Origin of the sequence: Flavobacterium piscis, from assembly GCF_001686925.1 — a bacterium.
GTDB classification, from domain to species: Bacteria; Bacteroidota; Bacteroidia; order Flavobacteriales; family Flavobacteriaceae; genus Flavobacterium; species Flavobacterium piscis.
The window spans coordinates 1-1889 of the sequence record NZ_LVEN01000009.1; the positions used below are offsets into that span (position 1 = coordinate 1).

Annotated in this window: 2 protein-coding genes; both read left to right on the forward strand. The window is 34.3% G+C overall.

Annotated features, from left to right (window positions below):
• The coding region (locus tag FLP_RS05545) for a M13 family metallopeptidase (protein ID WP_165606648.1) at nucleotides 1-373 on the forward strand (373 nt) is incomplete at its 5' end.
• Between the two features lie 202 nt (nucleotides 374-575).
• Nucleotides 576-1889 (forward strand): M13 family metallopeptidase (locus FLP_RS05550; protein ID WP_218019147.1); only part of this gene is annotated, 1314 nt, incomplete at its 3' end.

Genomic DNA, 1889 nt, shown 5'->3' on the forward strand with positions numbered 1-1889 from the left:
ATACAGCGCTTTAGAGCCATTGCCGGGAACTCACGTAGACGGTAATTTTACTTTAGGTGAAAATATTGGTGACTTAGGAGGTATCAATGCTGCTTATGATGGTTTACAATTGTATCTAAAATCACATCCAAACCCTGGATTAATTGATGGATTCACTCCGCAACAACGTTTCTTTATTTCATGGGCAACCGTATGGAGAACTAAAACGAGAGATGAAGCAATTAAAAATCAGGTAAAAACAGATCCGCATTCTCCAGGAATGTACAGAGCTTACGTTCCGCTTCAAAATGTTGATGCTTTTTATGATGCTTTCGGTATCAAAAAAGGAGAAAAAATGTATGTTGATACGGATAAAAGAGTTAAAATCTGGTAATTCATAATTAATAAAAACGGCGCTGATAAAGCGTCGTTTTTTGTTATGACATTATTCTAAAAAGTAAATTTTAAATATTTTAGAAGACATTTTGGGTTAAAATAGTTCAACATAAATTCTCAAATCAATTATTGATAAAATTTAACATAGAATTCAAAATAATAACAATACGTTTGTATATATACTAATTCAATAAATAAAAATGATAAAACAGCTTAACAAATCTGTGTTTTGTGCATTTTCAGCAATGCTTTGTTGTGTTACAATCGAAGCACAAAATGCTAAACCAAAAGAGCCGGGAATTAATCTTTCTAATATGGATAAGAAAGTAAGTCCGGGTCAGGATTTCTTCCGTTACGTAAACGGATCCTGGTTAGAAAAAACTGAAATTCCAAGTGATAGAAATTCATGGGGAAGTTTTAATGAACTACGTCAAAAGACAGATAATGATGCACTTGCCATTTTAAAAGAAGCGTCAAAAGATCCTAAGTACAAATCGAATACAGATCAGGGTAAAGCAATTGCTTTGTTCAATACGATTATGGATACTGTAGGACGTAATAAAAATGGAGTAAAACCACTTCAGCCTTATTTAAAGAAAATCGATGCGATTAAAAACGTAACCGATTTACAAAATTTCTTCATCGAAATGCAGCCTCAGGGAGGAATTGGTTTCTTTGGAGTTTATGTGGGTGCTGATGCAAAAAACAGTAATAAAAACTCGGTTAATCTAAGCCCGGGCGGTTTAGGATTATCTGATAAAGATTACTACAACGCAGATGATAAGGATTCGAAAGAAAAACGTGAGAAATACGAAGTACACGTAGCAAGAATGATGCAGTATCTGGGAGAATCTCCGGCAAAAGCAAAAGAAAGTGCAAAACAAATCCTTGCGTTAGAAATTGAATTGTCTGCTCCAAGATTAGATCGTGTTGAGCGCAGAGACCGTAGAAAACAATACAATCCAACTGCTGTTGCTGACTTAAAAAAGAATACACCTTCTATTCAATGGGATAAATATTTTACCGGAATTGGTATGGCAAAACTGGATACAGTAAATGTAGCACAGCCACGTTATATGATTGCGTTAGAAAAAACCTTAACAGAAAAGAAAGTAGAAGCCTGGAAAGAATACCTTAAATGGACATTATTAAACAGAACAGCTTCGACTTTATCTACTGATATTGAAAATGCAAATTTCGATTTCTACGGGAAAACACTAACAGGTGCTTTGAAACAACGTCCGCGTGAAGAAGTTGCATTGCAGGTTATCAACGGTGTAACCGGAGAAGCTTTAGGAAAACTGTATGTAGAAAAATTATTTCCTGCTGAAGCAAAAGATAAAGCAAAGAATATGATTGCTAATGTAATGTTGGCTTATGAAAACAGAATCAATGCATTGCCATGGATGTCTGCAGAAACTAAGACAAAAGCAATCGAAAAATTGAAGAAACTGACCATTAAAATTGGATATCCTGATAAATGGAAAGATTACTCTAAACTAGAACTTAAAAAT